The organism is Methanococcoides sp. NM1 (assembly GCF_900774285.1).
In the GTDB taxonomy this organism is placed as follows: Archaea; Halobacteriota; Methanosarcinia; order Methanosarcinales; family Methanosarcinaceae; genus Methanococcoides; species Methanococcoides vulcani.
Genome location: NZ_CAAGTW010000001.1, coordinates 37,190 through 58,167 on the forward strand (window position 1 = coordinate 37,190; position 20,978 = coordinate 58,167).

The 20,978-nt window shown below is 42.9% G+C and carries 25 protein-coding genes; 6 read left to right on the forward strand and 19 right to left on the reverse strand.

What is annotated here, in order from left to right; all coding sequences use genetic code 11:
• Nucleotides 1–68 precede the first annotated feature (68 nt).
• Nucleotides 69–290 (forward strand): hypothetical protein, encoded by a 222-nt coding sequence (locus E7X56_RS00200; RefSeq protein ID WP_135603694.1) that lies wholly within the window; start codon nt 69–71, stop codon nt 288–290.
• 22 nt (nt 291–312) lie between these two features.
• Here the strand turns inward: E7X56_RS00200 and E7X56_RS00205 are convergent, their stop codons facing one another.
• The 7 genes from E7X56_RS00205 to E7X56_RS00235 all read right to left on the reverse strand — a co-directional run bounded on the left by E7X56_RS00205 (nt 313) and on the right by E7X56_RS00235 (nt 5,456).
• The gene (locus E7X56_RS00205) at nt 313–1,098 is read right to left on the reverse strand and encodes a C15orf41 family protein (protein WP_135603696.1); all 786 of its coding nucleotides are present in this window, start codon (nt 1,096–1,098) and stop codon (nt 313–315) included.
• Complete coding sequence (locus tag E7X56_RS00210) at nt 1,091–1,735, reverse strand: endonuclease III domain-containing protein (RefSeq protein ID WP_135603698.1); 645 nt, start codon at nt 1,733–1,735, stop codon at nt 1,091–1,093. Before E7X56_RS00210 ends, E7X56_RS00205 begins: the two co-directional genes overlap by 8 nt.
• A gap of 135 nt (nt 1,736–1,870) precedes the next feature.
• A complete protein-coding gene (locus E7X56_RS00215; protein WP_135603700.1) occupies nt 1,871–2,356 on the reverse strand; it encodes a hypothetical protein in 486 nt (161 codons plus the stop codon).
• A 28-nt stretch (nt 2,357–2,384) separates the two neighbouring features.
• A complete protein-coding gene (locus E7X56_RS00220) occupies nt 2,385–3,233 on the reverse strand; it encodes a ribose-phosphate diphosphokinase (protein WP_135603702.1) in 849 nt (282 codons plus the stop codon).
• Between the two features lie 87 nt (nt 3,234–3,320).
• Nucleotides 3,321–3,800: a cyclic pyranopterin monophosphate synthase MoaC gene (moaC, locus tag E7X56_RS00225; protein WP_135603704.1), complete on the reverse strand. Its 480-nt coding sequence runs from the start codon at nt 3,798–3,800 to the stop codon at nt 3,321–3,323.
• A gap of 17 nt (nt 3,801–3,817) precedes the next feature.
• Complete coding sequence (locus tag E7X56_RS00230) at nt 3,818–3,997, reverse strand: hypothetical protein (RefSeq protein ID WP_091689239.1); 180 nt, start codon at nt 3,995–3,997, stop codon at nt 3,818–3,820.
• Between the two features lie 13 nt (nt 3,998–4,010).
• Nucleotides 4,011–5,456 (reverse strand): NAD(P)H-hydrate dehydratase, encoded by a 1,446-nt coding sequence (locus E7X56_RS00235; protein WP_135603706.1) that lies wholly within the window; start codon nt 5,454–5,456, stop codon nt 4,011–4,013.
• 199 nt (nt 5,457–5,655) lie between these two features.
• On the opposite strand from E7X56_RS00235, the gene E7X56_RS00240 reads away from it, so the two are divergent.
• Genes E7X56_RS00240 through E7X56_RS00250 form a run of 3 tightly spaced genes read left to right on the forward strand, consistent with a single transcriptional unit; the run spans nt 5,656 to nt 9,250 of the window.
• Complete coding sequence (locus E7X56_RS00240) at nt 5,656–7,104, forward strand: DHH family phosphoesterase (RefSeq protein ID WP_135603708.1); 1,449 nt, start codon at nt 5,656–5,658, stop codon at nt 7,102–7,104.
• A gap of 25 nt (nt 7,105–7,129) precedes the next feature.
• On the forward strand, nt 7,130–7,909 hold the full coding sequence (locus E7X56_RS00245) for a YkgJ family cysteine cluster protein (protein WP_135603710.1): 780 nt from the start codon (nt 7,130–7,132) through the stop codon (nt 7,907–7,909).
• A 54-nt stretch (nt 7,910–7,963) separates the two neighbouring features.
• On the forward strand, nt 7,964–9,250 hold the full coding sequence (locus E7X56_RS00250) for a 3-isopropylmalate dehydratase large subunit (RefSeq protein WP_210409213.1): 1,287 nt from the start codon (nt 7,964–7,966) through the stop codon (nt 9,248–9,250).
• A 192-nt stretch (nt 9,251–9,442) separates the two neighbouring features.
• Here E7X56_RS00250 and E7X56_RS00255 read toward each other — a convergent pair whose 3' ends face one another.
• The 6 genes from E7X56_RS00255 to E7X56_RS00280 form a co-directional block, all read right to left on the reverse strand.
• Entirely contained in the window at nt 9,443–9,847 is a 405-nt protein-coding gene (locus tag E7X56_RS00255) for a cyclic nucleotide-binding/CBS domain-containing protein (protein WP_244603342.1), read from the reverse strand.
• A gap of 130 nt (nt 9,848–9,977) precedes the next feature.
• Nucleotides 9,978–10,742, reverse strand: coding sequence for an ABC transporter ATP-binding protein (locus tag E7X56_RS00260; RefSeq protein WP_091690851.1), 765 nt, complete (start codon nt 10,740–10,742; stop codon nt 9,978–9,980).
• 30 nt (nt 10,743–10,772) lie between these two features.
• Nucleotides 10,773–11,846, reverse strand: a complete 1,074-nt coding sequence (locus tag E7X56_RS00265) for an iron ABC transporter permease (RefSeq protein WP_091690850.1) — start codon at nt 11,844–11,846, stop codon at nt 10,773–10,775.
• 84 nt (nt 11,847–11,930) lie between these two features.
• Nucleotides 11,931–13,157 (reverse strand): ABC transporter substrate-binding protein, encoded by a 1,227-nt coding sequence (locus E7X56_RS00270; protein WP_135603712.1) that lies wholly within the window; start codon nt 13,155–13,157, stop codon nt 11,931–11,933.
• 4 nt (nt 13,158–13,161) lie between these two features.
• On the reverse strand, nt 13,162–14,349 hold the full coding sequence (locus E7X56_RS00275) for a PGF-pre-PGF domain-containing protein (protein WP_091690847.1): 1,188 nt from the start codon (nt 14,347–14,349) through the stop codon (nt 13,162–13,164).
• Between the two features lie 246 nt (nt 14,350–14,595).
• Nucleotides 14,596–15,048 (reverse strand): MarR family winged helix-turn-helix transcriptional regulator, encoded by a 453-nt coding sequence (locus E7X56_RS00280; RefSeq protein ID WP_091690845.1) that lies wholly within the window; start codon nt 15,046–15,048, stop codon nt 14,596–14,598.
• 221 nt (nt 15,049–15,269) lie between these two features.
• Here E7X56_RS00280 and hisE point away from each other — a divergent pair, with 221 nt between their 5' ends.
• Nucleotides 15,270–15,569 (forward strand): phosphoribosyl-ATP diphosphatase, encoded by a 300-nt coding sequence (hisE, locus tag E7X56_RS00285; RefSeq protein ID WP_135603714.1) that lies wholly within the window; start codon nt 15,270–15,272, stop codon nt 15,567–15,569.
• 7 nt (nt 15,570–15,576) lie between these two features.
• Here the strand turns inward: hisE and E7X56_RS00290 are convergent, their stop codons facing one another.
• Nucleotides 15,577–16,452 carry a CBS domain-containing protein gene (locus E7X56_RS00290; protein ID WP_135603716.1) on the reverse strand — a complete coding sequence of 292 codons (876 nt, stop codon included), beginning with the start codon at nt 16,450–16,452 and terminating at the stop codon, nt 15,577–15,579.
• Between the two features lie 149 nt (nt 16,453–16,601).
• Here E7X56_RS00290 and E7X56_RS00295 point away from each other — a divergent pair, with 149 nt between their 5' ends.
• Nucleotides 16,602–17,594 carry an NOG1 family protein gene (locus tag E7X56_RS00295; RefSeq protein ID WP_210409214.1) on the forward strand — a complete coding sequence of 331 codons (993 nt, stop codon included), beginning with the start codon at nt 16,602–16,604 and terminating at the stop codon, nt 17,592–17,594.
• On the opposite strand, the gene E7X56_RS00300 is transcribed toward E7X56_RS00295, so the two are convergent.
• From E7X56_RS00300 to E7X56_RS00320, 5 genes are read right to left on the reverse strand one after another with little or no spacing between them, the layout of a single operon-like run.
• Nucleotides 17,595–18,707, reverse strand: a complete 1,113-nt coding sequence (locus tag E7X56_RS00300) for a pyridoxal phosphate-dependent aminotransferase (RefSeq protein ID WP_135603718.1) — start codon at nt 18,705–18,707, stop codon at nt 17,595–17,597.
• Nucleotides 18,708–18,719: 12 nt separating this feature from the next.
• Nucleotides 18,720–19,328, reverse strand: coding sequence for a 6-phospho-3-hexuloisomerase (hxlB, locus tag E7X56_RS00305; RefSeq protein ID WP_135603720.1), 609 nt, complete (start codon nt 19,326–19,328; stop codon nt 18,720–18,722).
• A gap of 46 nt (nt 19,329–19,374) precedes the next feature.
• On the reverse strand, nt 19,375–19,860 hold the full coding sequence (locus E7X56_RS00310) for a hypothetical protein (protein ID WP_135603722.1): 486 nt from the start codon (nt 19,858–19,860) through the stop codon (nt 19,375–19,377).
• A 15-nt stretch (nt 19,861–19,875) separates the two neighbouring features.
• Nucleotides 19,876–20,235 carry a DUF2073 domain-containing protein gene (locus E7X56_RS00315; RefSeq protein WP_135603723.1) on the reverse strand — a complete coding sequence of 120 codons (360 nt, stop codon included), beginning with the start codon at nt 20,233–20,235 and terminating at the stop codon, nt 19,876–19,878.
• A gap of 5 nt (nt 20,236–20,240) precedes the next feature.
• Complete coding sequence (locus E7X56_RS00320) at nt 20,241–20,876, reverse strand: Era-like GTP-binding protein (protein ID WP_135603725.1); 636 nt, start codon at nt 20,874–20,876, stop codon at nt 20,241–20,243.
• Between the last annotated feature and the right edge of the window lie 102 nt (nt 20,877–20,978).

Here is a 20,978-nt window from a genome sequence, read left to right on the forward strand (position 1 = left end):
TTTTGTTAAGAGAGCCTAAATTTCCTATTTCGGCAGATATTAATAGTACCTAAACGAAGTTTACTATAATGACCCGCATTACAGCTACACCACAAAAGAACTCTATAAGCGCTCTGATCGATATCTTTGAAATGAGCAATATGCGCGAACCTTTCCTTGATGAGGTAGGTAGCATGCTTGAGGTGATGGGTACTCATGGTTCAATTACAGAAGGAGCTGTGGCTTATGAAGATGAAGAGATCTACCATGTTCACACAATGAGCATCATGGCCCCTCTGAAGAAAAAGTGAGTTTTCGAAAAATAATATGAGCTTAAATGCTCGAATTTAATAGTTCTTCAATGTCCATATTGATTTCAGGGGTGGAACCCCTGTAAAAACTGTGGTCACGTATGATATTCCCATCCATTGTGATACTATCAAGGTGGCCATACCAGTATATCACCATTCCTGTGCCATAATCCCTTTCGTAGTACTGGAACTGTTTTTTGAGATAATGTGCATGCTCCCTTTCATCCCCGAACATTGCCTTGCTCTCTATCCAGAGGATCTCCACATCATTAATGTAGATCGGCTCATCCAGCAGGAAATCCGGGGTCTTTTGCATTCCCATTTCCCTCAGGTCTTCTTCGGTGCTGTAACCAAGTTCCTTGTAGTTAAGCCATTTTTCAATAATGTCTTCTCCCATTTTACCCCGAATGGACTGGGCCTTATGTGCTTCAGGGGAAAAGAAATGATCCACATTGATCGCTTCGCTTATTTCTCTTGCCAGGCGCTTATCTTCCAGCGAATCGAGGTGTTTCAGGATATATTTTTTAGAGTAGCCAAGCTCCTTGATGATCACTGAAGCCATGAGAGTAGCCGGAACTTCGTTGTCATTTGCCAGTACAATTATGCTTATGCCCTTGTTCCACAAGTAGAGATAGTTCTTGCTCTTGCTCTGGAGGCTATGCATCTTCCTCTTGACCTTCGAGACTATTTTTTGGTTAAGTATTGCAGCAATAACTCCTGCAGGCTCATTGAACTGCATCGCCAGATCATCGATGTTTTCCGGATCATTTACATTTTCATATATCCGGAGATAGGTTCTTTTATCCATTCTTTACCTCTTTGTCTTTGAAGCTATGCAGGAGAACACAATCATCGCATTGTTCCTTTCCACAGTAGTTCTTGGCATATTCTACTATCAAAGCATGGTATTCTTTGTATAGTGGTACATCTGATGGAAGTTCTGTCTCGAACAGATTTTGAAGTTGCATATAATTGCCTTCAATTCCTATGCATTTCATGATACGGGTGGTGTAGGCATCGATAACAAATTTTGGCTTATCCGCAGCATAGAGAACAATACTATCTGCAGTTTCGTTTCCCACTCCGTTCAGGGAAAGCATAAGTTCTCTCAGTTCCTCTGTAGGTAACTGGAATATGTTATCTATTCCTTTTGTAGCAAAGAACTGTGCAATGTCTTTCAGGCGTTTTGCTTTCTGGCGGTAGAAACCGCAGCATCTGACAAGCTCTTCAATATGCTCTACATCTGCATTTGCCAGTTGTTCAGGCTCTATCAGATCGGACCTTTTGAGAGCACCTATGGCCTTCTCAACATTTGTCCATTTTGTCTGCTGTGTCAGTATTGTACCGACCACTACCTCAAAAGGCGTATCAGCAGGCCACCATTGCAGATGCCCGATCATCCCGAGAAGTGCCTCGTAGATATCACTGACCAATTCGTTTTGCATCTGCCTTAAAAGATGTTTTCTTATTATATAATATGGGCGTTTGTCTTAAAAAAAGTAATAATGTAAAAAAAGCCGAAGAACTTCTAAAATACTCACTTCTTCTATATGTGGGATGAGTTGAAGTCATCCGGAAGTTTAGTTCCAGAACTCCTTCTCATAATCTTCAGGAAGGTCATCAAACTTCATCATTTTGTCAAGCTTGCTTTTTGCTGCATTATCTTCCTTTTCAGAAGTCTCAGTTATATCTTCATTTGCCTGTTCTGCCACAACAGCTTCATGTGAGTGGATCACCGTTGTATGTTCGGTTTCCATCACAACTTCTTCCTCTATCACAGGCTTGATAGGGGCCGTTTTTTCCCTTTCAACTCTGGCAACTGGCTGTACAGGTTCCCTTTCATATGCCCTTTCCGGAACTGGTTCCGGTTTATATCCAAGGCGCATGCGGGTTTCTTCGGCATAATTGTCGGACACGACGTCTGACCTGTTGCCTTGTTTGTGAGTTGAACGGTACCCGATGGTACAGTTCTCTTCGCCTGTCCTCCAATCCACATGGAATAGGTGGCAGCTCTTTCCCTTGCATTGCAATTCGTTGTCCAATGGGCATATTTCGGGTAACACCATGTAAAACCACTCCGGGTCTGTTATCTTGTTATAATTTCTTCAGGAAATCTGCAATAAGAGGTGCAACACTGATGTGACTTTGTGCTTTTTCCAGCGTGTCGGTCGCAATGAGCTCATGTACGCCTGCATTGTAAAGTCTCAGGACACCGTTCTTGGTGAGCACCGGGTGTACGCATGCGATGTACACGTCCTTTGCACCCTGGCTGCGTAATAGTTTGATGGACTCTGCCATGGTCCCACCAGTTGCGATCATATCATCTATCAGTATAACATCTCTGCCGGTGACATCGATGTTCTTTGTCTTGATGGTGACCGTATCTCCGGAAAGCCTTGTCTTCTCAAGATAGTCATACTCGATACCAACATCTTCGGAGGCACTTTCTGCAAGTGCAATAGCACCGGCATCAGGGGAAACTATCAAGGGGTTTTCCAGATTAAGTGACCTGATGTAGTTGCCCAGAAGGTGGGATGCATCAAGATCGAAAGAGTCAGCACTGAAATGTTCAAGTACGCTCTTCTCGTGAATATTGACGGTGATGACCCTGTCCGCTTTGATGGTGCGGGCAATGGCACGTGCACTGATGGCCTCTCCGGATTTGAAGATCCTGTCCTGTCTGGCATAGCCCATGTAGGGTATGACCACGGTGATAGTGGGTGCATCCTCGCATGCATCTATCAACTGCAATAGTGAAATAAGGTCAGAATCAGTGGGTGTGCTCTGGATAATCGTGACATCATCGACTATGTCTTCAAGTACTCTTGTGTAACCCTCTCCATCGGGGAAACGATTGAACTCGCAAAGTGACGGTTCCATATTTAGTTCTCTTGCAACCCGTGATGCGAGCAACTGTGATGCAGGTCCTGCTATGATTTTCAAAGAATGTACCTCTCTAGTATCATTTTATTAATAGTGATCAAGTGTTATTAACAATAATTCCCCTTTATTACATTGAACCATTAAAAGTCATTGGTTTGTCAGTTGTTCCTTGACTTTCTTTACAACATGTATGTCTTTGATAGCAGTAGACGGATAATTGCCTGTATCGTCCTTTTCAGCGGATTTGACCATATCCCATATAGTAAGAAGGGCCACGGAAACTCCTGTAAGGGCTTCCATTTCAACTCCTGTCTTTCCCACAGACCTGACCTCAACATTGGCTGTCAAATCTGTATCCCCAACCTCAAATTCCACATCTACTGAGGTGATGGGTATCTGGTGGCACATGGGTATCATTTCAGGCACTCTCTTGACCGCGAATATTGCAGCGGTCCTTGCAGTTGCAAGGACATTTCCCTTTTTAACGGTTCCACTTCTGATACTTTCTATGGTCGGTCCCGTAAGACCGATCTTTCCGGAAGCCGTTGCATACCTGCTCACAATGTCCTTGTTGCTGATGTCGACCATGTATGCACGGTCATCTTTTATATGACTAAATTCCTGCATCTGATAATTCTCTCCACTTAGTCGATACGCACCTGTTTTCTCTGTTCGTAGTCCTCGATAGCATCTCCCACCTTTGTGAGTAGCTCCTGTGCCTCGGCGATTGAAAGCTTCACGATCTCTTCGTCTTCCCCATGGCTGACAACTATGCGTACCCTGTTCCTTTCAATATCTACTGTTATATTTCTACTTTTATCCATTTTACCACTCCCTTTATTTCATGACGTCTGTGATCCTGTCTATAATATCAGTTGCAAGCAATCCATATCCTTTATCTTCAAATGCAACATCACCTGCTGCACCATTGATAAAAGCCGCACAGCATGCTGCTTCGATTGGAGAACTTCTCGCAAAGAGCGCTCCTGAAATACCTGCGAGCACGTCGCCAGTGCCACCTACCGTCATTCCCGCATTACCGGTACTGTTGATGGCAACCCTTTCTCCGTTGCTGATGGTGTCTTCCTTCCCCTTAAGAAGTACGGTCAGACCGTTCTCTCTGGAAAATGCCTGTACGTCATCTGCCCCGTGACCTCCAAGTGATCTGAATTCCCCTGCATGCGGGGTGATGATCATTGTTGTATCTTCGGGGACAGGCAGTTCTATTCCGTAGAGGGCATCGGCATCTACAACCACTTTCTTACAGAAAGGTATTATCTTTGAGATCGCTGTTTTTGTTCGTTCTGCTCTTCCAAGCCCCATTCCAATGACCACTACATCATGTGATGTTATCAGTTCAGCGATCGTTCCCACATCCTCTTCACAAAGGACATCTGATGAAAGTGGTCTTACTATTATATTAGGGGAATATGATGCAATAGTCCCTGCAACACTTGCAGGAGCCGCGACGGTAACAATATCAGCACCTGTTCGCAACGCTGCCATGGCTGCAAGTGCCGGTGCACCGGAATAAGGGCCTCCTCCAATGATAAGTATCCTGCCGGAGTTGCCTTTGTGGCTATCTTCACGGCGTTTTTGAAGGACTTTCAGGTCACCGGAGCCTACATATCTTTCTGCATCGGTACACACTCCTATGTTGACAACTTTAACCTCTGAAGTATATTCTCTGGCAAGGGACGTTGTAAGTCCTGTCTTCATTTCATGAAAAGTGAGAGTAATATCTGCTATCACTGCTTTGTCAATATCTCCGCCGTCGGGTTCAAATCCTGATGGTACATCAACAGCGATTACCGGCTTATCTGAATCGTTGATCATATCGATCACGGTGGATTCAGGTTCTCTCAGTTTACCACTGATCCCGGTTCCAAGCAGTGCATCTACGATAATGTCTGCATCGTCGATCCATCCTTTCTTCTTAAGCTGTGATGCGTCAGTGATCTCAGTTATTCCTTCGATATTGCAGTGTTTGAGTATATTGAAGTTATGTCTTGCATCATCTGTCCTTATGCGGGTTGCATTACCCACAAGTGCGACATATACTGTTACATTCGGATCGGATGCCAGATGTCTCGCAGCAACGAACGCATCGCCTCCGTTGTTCCCCCTGCCTGCAATGAATATGACCTTTCCGCTACCGATACGTTCCTTTACCTCACGTGCAATGGCAGCTCCTGCATTTTCCATCAGTTGCAGTCCTTTGAGCCCAAGATATTCACAGTTAGCATCGATTGCCCGCATTCGCGAAGATGTTATCGACCTCATATTCCTCTATTATTCCTTAGTTTGCATTGTATTTAGATGTATCAATAATGTTACTGTTGCCGGATGGAATTCGGGGCGGGTTCGACCTTTGTCCCGGATGAGCTTTAATTCCTGTACATTATCTCACCGAAAGAACCTTAATACTGAATACAGAATTATAGCTTAACGAGGAGGTATAACAATACCCGCTTTAAAAGAAATGGATGCCCCGGTCAAGAAATGGTTGAATCCGACCTATCTGATACTTGGAAGTGGAAGTATCGGTTTTGCTGTTGCAAAGGAGCTTCGTGAGCTCGATAAAGACCTGATAATCGTTGACAGGGATGCACAAAAGGTAGAAACACTGCGTGAAGAGGCATATGAGGCGTTCACAGGTGATATTTCAGATCCGGATATATTCCAGCACATAAATCCAAAGGAACTTTCCGGAATACTGGTTCTGAGTTCTGATAATGAGGCCAACAAAAAGGCACTTGAGAATATATCCAATCTGGGATTGGATGATACGTACTGTGTTGCAAGGGCATCTGATGTCATAAGTCTGCAGGAAATGGACGGACTTGGTGCGGATCTTGTTGTAATACCTTCAAGGCTTGTGGCAAGATCGGTCGCAAGGTCCCTCGGGCGCGCAGAATCCCTGCGTCGTGGAAACAAATTATCCCAGTGGTTCAAAGGCATTTCCGGCAAAGATCTTGCGATTGTAGTTCATGATAATCCCGATCCGGATGCAATTGCCAGTGCTCTTGCACTGCAAAAGATCGCGGATTCATTTGATGTGAGGTCATCTATCCTGTACCACGGTGAGATCGGGCATCAGGAGAACAAAGCATTCGTAAACCTCCTGGGTATTGACCTTAACAGGATGGAAGAGCACGACATCTCTGAATTCGACGACATTGCAATGGTGGATTGCGCTGTGCCTGGTGCTAATAACATGCTTTCTTCGGGAACGCGCCTGGGTATCGTTCTTGACCATCACCCTCTGGGGGAGGTCGAGATAGATGCTGATTTTGTAGATATTCGCCCGAACGTGGGAGCATCTGCCACAATACTTACCAAGTACCTTCAGGAGCTTAACATCGAGATCGGAAGCGATCTTGCAACGGCGCTGCTTTATGGTATCAGGACCGATACCCTGGACTTCAGGAGAAATACGGACTCTGCAGACCTCTCTGCAGCAGCATTCCTTTATCCTCTGGCTGACCATGAGATCCTGGACCAGCTTGAAAGGCCATCCATGTCTCTTGAGACACTTGATATCCTTGGTGAAGCCATTATGAACAGGCAGGTGATAGGCAGTTATCTTCTGACCAATGTTGGTATCGTTCGTGACCGTGATACACTTCCACAGGCAGCTGATTATCTGCTTAATCTTGAAGGTGTTTCAACATCCATCGTTTTCGGGGTTTCCGAAGACCGGATCTTCCTTTCGGGCAGAAGCAATGACATCAGGGTCAACCTTGGCGAAGTGCTCAGAAAGGCATTCGGGGAGGAAGCCGCAGGTGGACATTCAAATGCTGCAGGAGCCCAGATCCCGCTTGGAGTGTTCAACGATATAAAGGACCGTCAAACCCTTCTGAGGCTTGTTAACGAAGCAGTTGTTAAGAAGTTCCTCAACGCTATAGGTGTTGACGAAACAGTAGAATAAGTCTTCTGATTACTAATAACATGTCATGTTCTCTAATTACCGGCAGTCTTTGATCAAAGGCCTTCAGGAAGAACTTGAAGCTGCCGGCTCTATTATAATTGAAGATATTGCATCACAGATACGTGAGATCGGTTTCTCATGCCGGATGTGTGGAAGCTGTTGCAAAAGGTCCGGTGGGGACAACCGTGTTTTTCTTACATCTGCGGACAAGGAAATGCTTAAAAGTTGTTCGATATGTCCGGAAGATGCTGCTATTCCAATGCTTCCGGATGGCATGGATATGTATTCTTCCTCTTCTGTCCTTGAACATCTTCAGGAGTTCGAGGTCGACTCGGAAGGACGGCTGAACACGTTTGGCTGGATGCTTAAAAGGAAGGAGTGTGGGGATTGCTTCTTTATTGGAGAGGATGAAGGGGATGAGGAGGATGAAGGGGATTATGGGGATGAAGCGGGCGGAGGTGGCGGAGGTGGCGGACAGAAGCGCTGCAATATCTATGCTAACAGGTCGATGCTTTGCAGGACATATCCTTTTTATATCGACGATGGGGAGTTGAATACCTCGGAGTGTGAGGGTTTGGGAGATGAGATCTCTTATGAGGATTCCATTCTGCTTGCGAGGGACCTGGTTAACAGGTATGTCACAGAAATAAAAGATACGATACTTCTCTATGAGAAATTTGGGGAGATACAAACCTCTCCTGATCCGTTCGATATTTTCAATAAGAACCTTGCAGTCGGGGATCTTGTATTTGTTATTCACGATAATAATGGGAGTTCCGTCTTTTCACTGAAATTATATAAGTGATCCTGTTCATCGATTGTTTTATTTATAAGATATACCTTAATTGCAGTGATTACCATGGCCAATAGTAATGATCATCCAATGACGATCTCAGAGAAGATCTTCTCCAAAGCTTCAGGAAAAACGGTGAAAGCAGGAGAGTTTGTACTTGCGAACATTGATCGTGCAATGACCCACGATATCACAGGACCGCTTGCAGTAGAGGGTTTCTACGATATCATGCGTGACAAGGACGAGAAAAAGGTGTGGGACCCAAGCAAGATCGTGATCGTTTTTGACCATCAGGTTCCTGCAGATTCCCTCTACGCATCTGCAAACCACATTATGCTCAGGAAATTTGCAAAGGAGCAGGACATACTGAACTATGACGTTTATGAAGGTGTCTGCCATCAGGTCATGCCTGAAATGGGACATGTAAAACCCGGTGATCTTATCGTGGGATCTGACTCACATACATGTGCGTATGGCTCCCTTGGTGCTTTCTCTACCGGTGTCGGATCAACCGATATGGCAGCAGTTTTCGCATCAGGAAAGCTCTGGTTCAAGGTTCCTGACACCATCAGGTTCGAAGTTAATGGGAAATTGCCAAAACATGTCTATTCCAAGGATCTCATCCTGCATCTGATCGGTGATGTTGGTGCAGAGGGTGCCAGGTATATGGCAGCTGAATATGCAGGTTCCACTATCGAGGGCCTTTCTATCTCAGAACGTATGACCGTTTCCAACATGGCAATTGAAATGGGTGGTAAAGCAGGCATCATCGAACCGGACAAGACAACAGAGGCATATCTTCAGGAGCGCATCCCTGATTACAAGCTGGACCCATACTGGAAATCCGATGATGAGGCAGAATATGCAGAGTTCCATGATTATGATGTATCTGACCTTGAGCCACAGGTCGCATGTCCTCACAATGTTGACAATGTGAAGCCGGTAACTGAAGTTGAAGGTTCCAGGCTCGACCAGATCTTTGTTGGTTCCTGTACCAATGGTCGTTTTGAAGACCTCAAGATCGTAGCTGAGATGATGGGCGATGAGCCAGTTGCAAAAGGTGTACGTATGCTTATTATCCCTGCATCAAGGACCGAGTACATGAAGGTACTGCGTGCAGGATACGTGGAACAGTTCATGGAAGCCGGTGCGATCGTAGAGTCCCCATGCTGTGGACCATGCATGGGCGGGTCTTTTGGTCTGCTCGGCGATGGTGAGGTCGGTCTGGCCACCTCCAACCGTAACTTCAAGGGAAGAGAAGGCAGTCCGGAATCATTCGTATATCTCAGTTCACCTGCAACAGCTGCAGCATCTGCACTTACAGGTGAGATAACTGATCCAAGAAAGATCTGAGATACGTCTCTCAGTTCTCTTTTTTTTTTTATGCAGTGACCAAAACAGATATATCTGAATATTGATTAGTGAGTCAAGGCGTTGGATTATAAACCAACAAAGATTCCGTCATATTTTGTAGGATTACAAGCCAACGTCACATTACTTCTGATCATTCACATCATTATTTTTTTAAAAAAGAAAGCTGTTCCGTTATTTCTGGAACAGCTGTTTTATTATATCTCTTGCGCTGAGTATCCCTATCGGTCGGTAGGAAGCGCCTACTGTTTCTTCAGACATGACGATCAGGCGGTGTACTTTTTTGCTCACCATCAGGTCTGCAGCATCATGAACGGTAGAGGATGGGCTGATAGTTTCTACTGAATCGGACATAATGTCTTCAACGGAAGCGATCTCCCAGTTCTTGTCCTTCATCTTGCGTAGGATATCCACATCAGATATGACGCCAAAGGTCTCACCGTTGTCTTCGATTGCCACTATAGCAGAGACATTGTTATCTGCCATTGTTCTGGCTATCTCAACAGCATTTGATTCCATTGGTACCGTTACTACTCCCCTTGTCATAACATCTTTGACCTGCATGTTTTCTGCTATCAATTTCATTCCTCCTTATTATCTCCAGAATATTCAGTATTCAGCGTTCGATACCTACAGCATATGGTTACTGTTACAATATTTGTTTTTGAAGAGCTAGCTATAAATAAGCATCGGGTAATTGAAATCCTTTTTAAAGGGATCTTAATGGGATGATGTGCAATAATCCGTTTTCTTCTCTTACACTGATCTTCACCCCGTATACTTCTTCGATGTTCTCTTCCGTAAGTACGTCGGCAGGTTCTCCTGCAGCAACAATCTTCCCTTTTTCCATTAATATCAATCTGTCAGAATATCTTGCGCTGATGTTCAGATCATGGATAGCCATTATCACTGAAATTCCCTTGTTTTGCACGAGTTCTTTTAATAGCTCCATCAAACTTAATTGATGCTTGATGTCCAGGTTGCTGGTAGGTTCATCAAGTAGAACAATATTTGATTCTTGTGCAATAGCCCTTGCTATTATTACTCTTTGTTGTTGGCCACCGCTAAGTTCATTATAGTCTTTTAATGCAAAATCAGAAATTCCCATTAGTTCCAGAGAATTAAGGGCTTTGTTAATGTCATTTTCACTAAATCTCCAGGAGGAATGAGGTCTTCTTCCCATAAGTACAGTATCAAGGACAGTTGTTGGGAACTTATTTTCTGGCGATTGTGGGACATAACTCATATGTTTTGCTATCTCGTTTCTACTCATTTTTTTTGTGTCTTTTTCCCCGATCTTAATGCTTCCTTCAGGTTCAAGTATTCTATTGATGCACTTTATTAAAGTGGATTTCCCAGCTCCGTTTGGACCAATGATACTAACTAGTTCTCCCGGTTTTAATTCAAGATTAACGTTTTCAAGTAAGGGTTCACTTGAGTAGTTGAACTGTAGTTCATTTATTATAAGTTTCATTTTTGACACACCCTGAGCCCATAAGGAGTCTTACCAGTAAGATTTTCTTCTTCTTAATATCAGATACAAAAATAATGGAACGCCCATATAGGATGTCATAATTCCTATTGGTAGGATTGTGGGTTCTGCAAGTGTTATCGCAAAGATATCTGCAACGCAGAGAAGTAAACCTCCCAAAAGTGCGGATGCCGGGAATACGAATCTGTTATCACCGCCAATTATCATTCGTGTCATGTGGGGGGCAACCAAACCTATGAATCCGATCGTTCCTGTAAAACACACTATACTTGCAGTAATAAGTGATGCAAGTATCATTAATATAAGTCGGGTATTTTTTACATTTATTCCAAGGCTCTTCGCAGTATCATCCCCTGCAGCTATAAGGTTCAAATCATTTGATTTCCATAATAATATGGGAAATGTTATCACAATAATGAGTGCAATTGCTATTATTTGATTCCATGTTGCATAGGAAAGACTGCCTATTAACCAGAATGTAACTTCCTTTGAAGCTTCGTCATCTGCAAAATATTGAAGCAATGCGGTGCTGGCTGAAAACAGATACATTAAGGCAATTCCTGCGAGAAGCATGGTTTCTGTGGTCGTACCTTGTTTGCTTGAAAGAAGTAGTATTACAATAGAACATATCAATGCACCAATGAATGCATTTCCAATTATTAGATATTCTCCACCTGCGAATCCGGCTCCAAGTACAATGGCGACTGCAGCACCAAATCCTGCACCTGATGATATTCCCAGTGTATAAGGGGAAGCAAGTGGATTACGAAGTATTCCCTGCATTACTGCACCAGATATCCCTAATCCTATACCTGCAAGTATTCCCATGCATATTCTGGGAAGTCTTATATAACAGACAACTCTTGCAGCGACATCTGATACCACAAAAGTATCCGGGAAAAAAACATTTAGTATGGTCAGATATACTTCTTTAACTGAAAGTCCTATTACTCCAATCGTTGATGATATGCCTATTATTGCAATGATGGATATAGATAAGGCTATTATGAAAAGGATCTTTCTTCCTATAAGATCATTGTAATCTTTTTTGATGCTATCGCTGCTGATTAATGATTTTGGTTTCATTTAAATGCTCATCTATGACGGTTTTAATTAAAAATAAATAGTGTGTGCTGATTTTAGAAGCAGCACACAATGTGGTCAATTTTTTTAGTCCCATCTTTCGAACACGCCGAAGTCTTCAAGCATCTGCGTGTACAGTCCATCCTCATTGTAGAATTCATTATATATGCTATTTCCTTCTGCTTCTACATCCAGATCTACAAAGAGGTCGGGGTACATTTGTTTAGCCATGCGGTTTGCATCAGCTATTGCGATTGCCGGGTCCATTCCATTGGAGGAACCTCTTATGTAGTACACACTTGAGTTTTGGACAGCGTTGATTCCCGCAAGTGCAGGGTCATTATTTACAGTGTCCTTTGTTAAGGTCTGGCCTATTGTGTAATATCTGATAAAAATCACATCAGGATTCCATAGGACTATCTGTTCTTTCGTAACAGTTGCAGAGCCCCATGAAGAAGGGAGGCCTTCGGCAAGGTTATTACCGCCTGCAATGTCAAGTGAGTAATATGTGGGAGCACATTTTATGATGTCGTTATTGCCTCCTGTTGCAATGTATGCATTCTTTACATTCTCTACAGGCAATGTTGATGAAATATCTGATATTGTTTCGATCTTGTCTTGTGAATATTCACTTAGGTGTTGAGCACGTTCCTCTTTTCCAAGGATCTGTCCGGCAAGTTGCCATACATTGTAGGCACCGTTAGTTTCGCCAAATTCAAGTCCGAATGTGGCACTAAGAGCTACAACAGGTATTCCGGTATTCCCCTCTAGAACTGCGGCGTTGCTTGATGCCGAATAGAATACCACGTCAGGTTCTACAGCGAGTATTGCTTCTGCATTAGGGCTGCTTCCTCCTCCGATCGCGGGCTGGTTTCGAATTTCTGGATATGCTTTTGTCACAATAAGACCATTGTCATCAATGATGTTCTGGTAAACACCAACAATTTTGTCTGCTGCATTTAATGAAGCTACTATCCTTACAGATGGTGTTGACGCAAGTGCAACCCTCTCTACTGGTCTGTAAAGTTTTACTTCTCTGTCATTATAATGGTCGTTGATTGTAAGTGGTTCACCGTTCCAGAACGAGTAGATGTAAGATGCATCTCCCACGTCATCAAGACTGTTCGTTTCATTACCAAGCATGTACTCACAAATGGCCGTTGACAGCTCTTCTTTTGTAAGGGTGGCATCTTTATTTGTGTCACATGGCAATTCATTGTCATAAGCTGCTACCGGAGATGTGAACAGTACAAAAGTTGTTGATATTACAAGAAGTGCTAACAAAACTTTCATTAGTATTTTATTTCTGAACATTTTCTCATCTCCTGATGCTCATTTTCTTCGTAATCATAAATCCAACTGCCATCATCGCACATCCAAGGAATGCAGTGAAACCGGGGGTTTTTGCGGGAAGTTCTTCCTGTGGCTCAACAGTTTCTTCTTCGACCAAATCACTTTCAATATTTGGTTCTTCAATAGTAGATTTTGTTTCGGTTTGCTCTAAATCTATTGATTTTTCACTGATCGATGTTATTGCAAATGGGGAAAAACCAGGTGTTTCTGCTACGAAATATACTCTGTTTTCATCTTCACCAGTAATTGTTGTTGGAAGTTCGGTCCATTTTGAAGTGTATCTCATCAATTTGATGCTTGAACTGTCGATACCATATTCATTGAGCCATTCTTTATCAACACAAAAAGCAATCTTAGTTTCAGATATTGTACTCTCAGATGCCCAGTCGTTACTTATCCATATGTTCATGTTCTTGTAAACAGTCCCATGGGGTGAGATTTCTACTAGTCCTGAAACATCTTTTAATACTTCGATAGTTGTACTGATGGTCCCGCCATTTTTTAAAGGCATGAATGAGATCTCAGTTATAGGGTTTGCTTCATCATTGAATGTATATTCTGCTTTGTTATTTATGCTGAGATATTGTTGTGCAACATTCTTTTTTGCAATATTCTCGTATTTTTCATTGCTGCTGAAACTTGGGCTGGTACTGGAACTAGTGCTCGAGGTCTTTTTTGCTTCTCGAATTATTGTTTTATCTCCAACCACTTTTTCCCATCTTTCAGTTCCTTCATCAAGTTCTGTGCTTTGGACAAGAAGGTCTACCCAATTTCCAGAAAAAGTGTGAGCTCCACTTTCTGAAGATGCGATTACCTTATAAGTTATGCTGGTAACGTTGATCGAACAAAATGATATCTTTCTGTTTTCTCTGTCCAGTTTAAATTCGCATGATGTTGAAATATCCTCTTTATTATCTGGAAATGTAAAACCTTCAGGAATCGTTTCGACGATACCAGCAACAAAAGGAATTTGGCTATCTATTTCCAAAACTACTGAAATTTCATTATTTGTTGGAATGTTGTCTGGAAGTGTTCTTGTGATACTGTTCACTTCTGTGTATTCAGCAGATGCCGGGGCAATTGTGGCTGCTATGAATAGAAGGAACAAAGATAGCATAATAAAGCCATTATGAATCATATTTTTGTTATTCATATCTTCACCTGAGATATTGTCAAATTTGGTATGTCGATGTTATTTTTCTAGATGGTATGTTGCTGCAGCTCACCGACAAACAGTTCATATATGAACTATTATATTAATGTTCGCTTTTGGATAACTTTAGTTATCTAAAAAGATAACGAATTGGTGAAGACTTTCAAATATGATTATCAGATCCCTATGATCGATATCAATAAAAAGAAAAACAGTAAGCAGGATATAGTGTGTAAAATACAGAAATTATTTGATATATTTGCCTAGTATTTCAACCATCTTTGATAGATGGTTATAGTAATCTTCCAGGTCTTTTAACTCCATTCCATGTTTTTCTGAGACTTTAGCTACGTTTTCAGTTATTTTTTCGATAAGCTCCTCATGGTATACCTCACCTTTTTGAGTAAGTGAGATCCATTGTTTCCTTCTATCATTTGGGTCGGTTTTTCTGACAACCATTCCTTCATTTTCAAGAGAATCGATAGTTGCAGTGACAGTACTTTTCCCGATTCCAAGCGTTTTTCCAATTTTTGAAGGATTGATCCTTTTTTTTTGATGAATTATCCTTATTGTTTTGTTAGGGATGGTATTGAATGACTTCTGCGAAGAGTTATCAGCTACATTGAGTATTTTTTTATCAAAAAAAAGGTCATGTTCAAGATGTTTTTCAAAGATTTTTTTAATTATCTCTTTGTCCATATTATTCACACACTATTCTCTACTCGATTGTAAGTATACTATCGGCCCTATAGATAACTCTTTTTTTTGGATGAAGGGCAACTATCTGTTTTTAATCAAATATTCATTGTTTCTGATTTTTATTAAGCTTTCATTGAAACACTTTTTAACGATGGAATGCTATAGCTAAGTAACCCGGACCATACAGTCCGTTTTAAAATGTTTATAATGGAGTTTTCCCAATGGCTGATGCAGATATGTCTGTTCTGAACGAAGTATTTGATGTGATAATGGATCGCAAGAACAATCCTGTGGAGGGATCATATGTTTGTTCTCTTCTTGAACACAGGAAAGGGATCAATAAGGTCCTTGAAAAAGTGGGTGAAGAGGCCGCAGAGACCATTCTTGCTGTCAAGGATAATGACAAAAAAGAGATCATTTACGAGACTTCTGACCTTTTGTTCCATCTTCTTGTCATGCTGGCCGCAACAGGTGTAAGCCTTGAGGATATCTCTGAAGAAATGAAAAAAAGAAGGCATTAAGGTCGTATCAGTATACGACCAGTTCATGCAATACGTCTGTTTTTGAGATCATTCCTTTTGGAATTCCCTCAACTGTAACAATTAGCCTGCCGATGTTGTGATCATCGAACATTTTCACAGCATCACTAAGGGACGATTCACCGTCTATCGTGATGATGCTCTTTGTCATGATATCCTTTACTTTGAGGTTGATCTTGCCACTTGCAAGAGTTTCCCCGATATCCATAAAAGTTGCTATGCCTACGATCCTTCCATGCTCTTCTACCGGAGCACCATGGACCTTATTTTTGATAAATACGCGTGCTGCTTCCTGAATGCTTGCGTTTGCATCGACAGAGATCGTATCTTTCTTTATATAATGTTTAACAGATTTCTTTGGCAGGGATACCATTTCGGTGATCTTGAACAGTAACAGATTTTCTGTATCATCACGTCCAACTACCTCACCCCTTACTATCAGACGGTTTACAGGTGTAGGTCCTACCTGGACACGGTCCCCTCCGATGAATTCCTTGATATTTCCGAGCACTTTTAGTCTGCCGCTGCACATTTCAGGATGCCTGACCGTTGTAAAACTGATCTCCGCAACAGTAGCTCCTTTGACAATATCCTCATTTCTGTATAGTGGAACTTCGGCTTCCTTGTCCATGGTTACAACATTCAGTGCTTCATATGCTGCACCTGTAGCACGATAACCGCCTTTTGGACCGGGTACACCTTCGACGAGTCCCAGCATTTTGAGTGATTGCATCTGGTTCCTTACGGTGCCGGGATTCCTGTCTATAAGCTCAGCGATCTCTTCGCCCTTTACTGCTGAGTCCTTCTGACGTTGAAGGTTGATCAATTCGATAATTATCTCTTTTTGAATAGGTGTAAGTTCCATGAGATCACCGTTTTCTTCCGATAAACTTACTCAAAAGAAGTATATATACATGTTGTAGGATTTGAAACGGATGATAATGAAAAATACATCTCAAGGAACAAAAATATATAGCTTATGAGAGTTTGAGCCTGAATATAAAGGTAAATATCATGATATTTGAGAAGATCCATACTGTCCCGACTTCGGATGAGCTTATAGACAAGGCATTTCGAAGAGCTACGCGTGCAAAAGCAGGCAAGACCATAAGGGACAAGGACAGTGGCATGAGGGCGCACGAATCAATGATCATGACATCCGGTAACATTCTCTCTGACAACCTGTCGAACATTGTCAGGCGTTTCCCGAATTTTGATGATCTTCCTGATTTCTATTATCAGCTCGCTGATATAGTGGTCGGTGTTGATGATCTCCGGTTAGCTCTTGGCTCGGTTGACTGGGCAAGTAACAAGCTTCATGACATCTCCAGGGAGTATGTTGGTAAGATCCGTAGTAGCAAGGATCCTGTTGCAACACGTAAAGAGGCGTTTGGCCGTATGGCATCTATCATGTCAACTGTGAGTAAGCATCTCATTTTCCTGAATGAAGCCCGCAATTTGCTAAGAAAGCTTCCTGATGTGCGCGATGAGCCTACCATTGTTGTGGCCGGCTATCCGAACGTGGGAAAATCCAGCTTTGTTTCAATGGTCACCGGTGCAAGTCCAGAAGTTGCATCCTATCCTTTCACTACTAAAGGTGTTCTGATCGGTCATTTCATGCGAGGTCTTGAACGGTATCAGGTGATCGATACACCTGGTCTTCTGGACAGACCTATGTCTGAACGCAATGATGTTGAAAGGCAGGCAGTAACTGCCATAAAATACCTGGATGCTGTTGTGCTCTTTATCCTTGATGCAAGTGAGACCTGTGGCTATGAGATAGAAGATCAGAAGCGCTTGCTTGATGAAGTTGTCCAGAACTTTGACCTCCCGATCTATGTGGTGGCAAATAAATCTGATCATCCAAGATTTGATATGCCGGAATTTGTAGACATGAATATGTCCACCGCTACCGGTGAGAACATTGATTCCATCGTAGACATACTTGTCGAAATGATCGACGAGAACAAAAAAGAAAATGAAGAGGATCAGTCTATCTTTGACTGATCAAAGCACTTTTTTCATGATCTCAAGTGCCCTGTTGATATCCTCCATGGATGTTGCATAAGAGATCCTTATATAACCGTCACCGTTCTGTCCAAAGGCAGTTCCCGGTACTACTACAACACCGTTTGATATCAGTTTTGCAGCAACTTCCGCACTGTCATCCACCTTTGGGAACATGTAAAATGCACCTTTTGGTGTTTCACATTCCATCCCAAGCTCATTAACACCTTTAACAAGTACGTCCCGGCGCCTTTTGAACTCATCACGCATTTCAAATACCGAGTCCTGTGGTCCGGTGATGGCTGCAAGTGCAGCTTTTTGTGCAATTGAGTTGGCACATGCCTGTACGTACTGGTGAACTTTCAGCATCTGTTCCGTATACTCCTGATTGGCAGCGGTATAACCTACTCGCCATCCGGTCATGGAGTATGTCTTGGAAACTGCATTGATGGTGATAACATTATCAGTGAACTGTGCAGGACTGACGTGTTCCCCTTCATAGATGAAGTACTCATAGACCTCGTCAGAAATGAGAGTTACATTATGGTCGTCTGCAATATCTGCATAAGCCGTTATGTCGGCCTTTGAAAGTACTCCGCCGGTAGGATTGCATGGGGAGTTAACGATAATTGCTTTTGTTTTCGGAGTGATCCTCTCAAGAACGTCCTCCGGTCTCATGGTCAGGTCTTCCCCGAGTGGAACTCCGACCACCTTTCCTCCCATGAATCCCGTTAGTGCATTGTAGGATACAAATCCCGGATCTGCGATCATGACCTCGTCACCGGGGTTGACAAGTGCTGCAAGAGCTATCTCGAGTGCTTCAGATGCTCCGGATGTAACTATGATGCCGTCCGGGCTGACCTCAAACCCATTGTCCCGTTCGAACTTGCAGCTTAATGCTTCTCTTAACTCTACAATACCTGATCCGTAGGTATATCCTGTAAAGCCCTCATTAATAGCATCGATGGCTGCCTGCCTTATATGTGCAGGTGTGTCAAAATCGGGCTGGCCAAGGCCAAGGTTGATAGCATCTGATCCGGCAGCTTCGAACATCTTCCTGATGCCGGAGATATCCACATCGAGAACCCTTTGTGCAAATTCTTTGGAACTCATGGTAAGTCCTCTTCACTCAAGTTTGGCGTGACGTGATTTCAGGTCGTCCTCGGAAGCTCCGGTAATTGAGATAAGTTCTGCTACCAGCGCATCCAGGAAAACAGCAGATGATATCTCAAAGGATGTTCCAAGAGGTGTGAGGTGTGAGTATTCTCCACGCATATGCCTTTCGAGGTAGCCTCCAACATCGTCCTTTGTTCTTCCTTTGATCTCCACGGTGGTGTCAGAAAGATTGCCAAGTGTCGAGTTCTTATTTGATGTTACTGTGATAAGTGTCGCTCCGATCTCTTTTGTGATCCTGCCAAGGTCTGAGATCGATCTTGTTTCTCCTGATCCTGAGATTGCAATTACTGTATCTCCTTTACGGACTGCAGGAGTAGTTGATTCTCCAACCACATAGGATCTAAGGCCAAGGTGCATCAGGCGCATTGCGAATGCTTTTCCTACGAGACCGGAACGACCTGCACCCATGACAAAGATGCTGTCGGCTTCCAGGATGTTTGCTATCATCTGTCTGATGTCTTCCTTGTCAAGGCTACTGGCAACACTTTCGAGATGATGTGCCATAAGCTCAATGGATGAGATCAACTGTTCACACTTTGTTGAAGATATGTCTTTCATTAACTATCATTCCTCCCATATTTCAGGGCAAGTATCAGCGCTTATCTTAGTCTTTGTATATAATTTCTTTTATGCCCCATCCTTCTATCTTTCTGAATTCATCTGAGAGCTTGGTAATGTCCGAATCGTCGCCGTTCCAGTAGATGTCCAGGCTGGCATCATCGGTCTTCAGTTCTTCGATAATATTCTCTGCCAGATGGAACAGTGCTTTGTTGCTATGGAATGGCACATTGAACATGGCGCGATATCCATTATCTGCTTTAGCATATGATACCAGCACATATCCATTGCTTTCATAGTTGGTTATGGAATCAAAATCACATATAAGCTCGGTTTCGTAAACTGCTGATTTATCTACTTTTGAGATGGCAATAAGGGTCTGGCCTACTACGACATCAGGGGTCTGACGGCCAAACCATACCGATATCTTACCATAAGTGCAGACCACGTTCACGTCATCACTTCCCATCTCATAGGATGAAAGGGAATGTACCGGGACGTTGGTCCTGGATCTATCGTAAGAGTTTTCCATTAATGTACCACACGGTTATTTGTTTGACAGAATCGCACTTATCATGTCGCGATCTTTTTTCAGTGTTTTTAACTTATTTGCAGGACCAATTACAGTAAGCCGGGTGCGTACTACGTTCTTCTTGAACAGCTTTCCGATCAATGAGCTATCTGTCTGTGAAGGGTAGCTCTCCATTTCAATACCTGCAAAATCATCCGGCTGGATCTGTGTCATGGTCATTTCGATAAGAGTTGCCTCCTCCTCCGGGGTAAGTCCTTTCTCAAGAACAAGGATCTTGCCACTCTTGACCTCGTCTAGAATAAATCTGATCTTCTCAACAGGCGGCATCCTTGCAAGCCTGTCCTCCGAGACCAGATCCATTTGAATTCCCTGCATTGCGATCACCCAAACCTCTTAGCGATCTCGTCATAAAATGTATCTATGTTCTTTCCTTCAAGAGCTGATATTGCTACCATTGGATGCTGTGGGAATGCTTCCCTTATTGTAGTAGGGGATGATTCCGGCAGATCGACCTTGTTAGCAACTATCAACAATGGCAAACTTCTTGCTTCCATGTTGCCTATGACAGTTACGTTGACCTGTGTGTAAGGGTCTTCCGTAGCATCCATCACAAGGATAACTCCGTCAAGGTTCTCCAGCCATTTCACAGCTTCAATAACACCTTCGGTAGCTTCCTTTGCTCTTCTCTTGGATTCTGCTTCATTCATACCCTGTTCCATGAATTCATGGAAATCGATCTTAGTAGCAAGACCCGGGGTGTCAATGATATCCAGACTGATGGACCCGCCGTTGGACTGTATGGTCACACCTTCTCGACGCCTTGCACGACGTGTTTCGTGAGCAATGTGTGAAACAGAACCCATTGCGTCACCGGTCCAGTCCCTGACTATCCTGTTTGCAAGAGTTGTCTTTCCGGCATTAGGCGGGCCATATATTCCTATCCTTGCATTCTTTTTGTTAAACAGCTTTTTGAAGAATTTTGAAAAATTTTTCCTAAAAGATCTTATTACGCCCATCAAATCCCTCCGACTTAGAACGTGGCATCCATTCAAATCTATGATGAGTGATATTACTCATGCCTTATAAATAATCGCTTGAATTCAATTCGATCCTTTTAC

What these genes read in the sequence shown, in the direction of transcription:
- E7X56_RS00300 (WP_135603718.1), bottom strand. Translation starts at nt 18,707, where the DNA reads ATGAGTTCCAAAGAATTTGCACAAAGGGTTCTCGATGTGGATATCTCC.
- hxlB (WP_135603720.1), bottom strand. Translation starts at nt 19,328, where the DNA reads ATGAAAGACATATCTTCAACAAAGTGTGAACAGTTGATCTCATCCATT.
- E7X56_RS00210 (WP_135603698.1), bottom strand. Translation starts at nt 1,735, where the DNA reads ATGCAAAACGAATTGGTCAGTGATATCTACGAGGCACTTCTCGGGATG.
- E7X56_RS00205 (WP_135603696.1), bottom strand. Translation starts at nt 1,098, where the DNA reads ATGGATAAAAGAACCTATCTCCGGATATATGAAAATGTAAATGATCCG.
- E7X56_RS00295 (WP_210409214.1), top strand. Translation starts at nt 16,602, where the DNA reads ATGATATTTGAGAAGATCCATACTGTCCCGACTTCGGATGAGCTTATA.
- E7X56_RS00215 (WP_135603700.1), bottom strand. Translation starts at nt 2,356, where the DNA reads ATGGTGTTACCCGAAATATGCCCATTGGACAACGAATTGCAATGCAAG.
- E7X56_RS00230 (WP_091689239.1), bottom strand. Translation starts at nt 3,997, where the DNA reads ATGGATAAAAGTAGAAATATAACAGTAGATATTGAAAGGAACAGGGTA.
- E7X56_RS00315 (WP_135603723.1), bottom strand. Translation starts at nt 20,235, where the DNA reads ATGCAGGGAATTCAAATGGATCTGGTCTCGGAGGACAGGCTTGCAAGG.
- E7X56_RS00310 (WP_135603722.1), bottom strand. Translation starts at nt 19,860, where the DNA reads ATGGAAAACTCTTACGATAGATCCAGGACCAACGTCCCGGTACATTCC.
- E7X56_RS00270 (WP_135603712.1), bottom strand. Translation starts at nt 13,157, where the DNA reads ATGTTCAGAAATAAAATACTAATGAAAGTTTTGTTAGCACTTCTTGTA.
- moaC (WP_135603704.1), bottom strand. Translation starts at nt 3,800, where the DNA reads ATGCAGGAATTTAGTCATATAAAAGATGACCGTGCATACATGGTCGAC.
- E7X56_RS00320 (WP_135603725.1), bottom strand. Translation starts at nt 20,876, where the DNA reads ATGGGCGTAATAAGATCTTTTAGGAAAAATTTTTCAAAATTCTTCAAA.
- E7X56_RS00280 (WP_091690845.1), bottom strand. Translation starts at nt 15,048, where the DNA reads ATGGACAAAGAGATAATTAAAAAAATCTTTGAAAAACATCTTGAACAT.
- E7X56_RS00235 (WP_135603706.1), bottom strand. Translation starts at nt 5,456, where the DNA reads ATGAGGTCGATAACATCTTCGCGAATGCGGGCAATCGATGCTAACTGT.
- E7X56_RS00290 (WP_135603716.1), bottom strand. Translation starts at nt 16,452, where the DNA reads ATGGAACTTACACCTATTCAAAAAGAGATAATTATCGAATTGATCAAC.
- E7X56_RS00260 (WP_091690851.1), bottom strand. Translation starts at nt 10,742, where the DNA reads ATGAAACTTATAATAAATGAACTACAGTTCAACTACTCAAGTGAACCC.
- E7X56_RS00275 (WP_091690847.1), bottom strand. Translation starts at nt 14,349, where the DNA reads ATGAATAACAAAAATATGATTCATAATGGCTTTATTATGCTATCTTTG.
- E7X56_RS00265 (WP_091690850.1), bottom strand. Translation starts at nt 11,846, where the DNA reads ATGAAACCAAAATCATTAATCAGCAGCGATAGCATCAAAAAAGATTAC.
- hisE (WP_135603714.1), top strand. Translation starts at nt 15,270, where the DNA reads ATGGCTGATGCAGATATGTCTGTTCTGAACGAAGTATTTGATGTGATA.
- E7X56_RS00200 (WP_135603694.1), top strand. Translation starts at nt 69, where the DNA reads ATGACCCGCATTACAGCTACACCACAAAAGAACTCTATAAGCGCTCTG.
- E7X56_RS00245 (WP_135603710.1), top strand. Translation starts at nt 7,130, where the DNA reads ATGTTCTCTAATTACCGGCAGTCTTTGATCAAAGGCCTTCAGGAAGAA.
- E7X56_RS00250 (WP_210409213.1), top strand. Translation starts at nt 7,964, where the DNA reads ATGGCCAATAGTAATGATCATCCAATGACGATCTCAGAGAAGATCTTC.
- E7X56_RS00240 (WP_135603708.1), top strand. Translation starts at nt 5,656, where the DNA reads ATGGATGCCCCGGTCAAGAAATGGTTGAATCCGACCTATCTGATACTT.